Source organism: Oleiphilus sp. HI0123 (assembly GCF_001635315.1).
Window position 1 is genome coordinate 1 of sequence record NZ_LWGE01000700.1, and the last position, 390, is coordinate 390.

Here is a 390-nt window from a genome sequence, read left to right on the forward strand (position 1 = left end):
CTTATGCGGTCCTTGGGATATGTAAGAGGCAAGGTAGTTTGCTACTGAGGTCTTGCCGTTCGTACCGGTGACACCGATTACTTTAATTTCTTCACTTGGCCTAAAGAAGAAGCGAGCCGCTATCTCTCCCATACTCTGGCGAAGGCCCTGCAAGCAGATCTCTATCGCTGCTTTATCTTCATATATTCGGCAGTTAGTATTTCCATCGCGTAGTACTGCGTTTGCACCGCGTTCAATAGCTTCTGCAACGTACAGCTCAAGCTGAGCTTCATCACTAGCAATCGCAATGAACACATCACCTTTTTGAACTTTTCTACTATCGATCGAAATACCTGAAACTCGTGTATCCAGCGCTGCAGGCACATTACAAATACCTCGGAGCAAATCAAC

1 protein-coding gene is annotated in these 390 nt (G+C 46.2%); it reads right to left on the reverse strand.

The window, feature by feature from the left end:
- Positions 1-363, reverse strand: a 363-nt coding sequence (locus tag A3761_RS06295; protein ID WP_231881178.1) for a Mur ligase domain-containing protein, incomplete at its 3' end; no start/stop codon positions are given.
- Positions 364-390 lie beyond the last annotated feature (27 nt).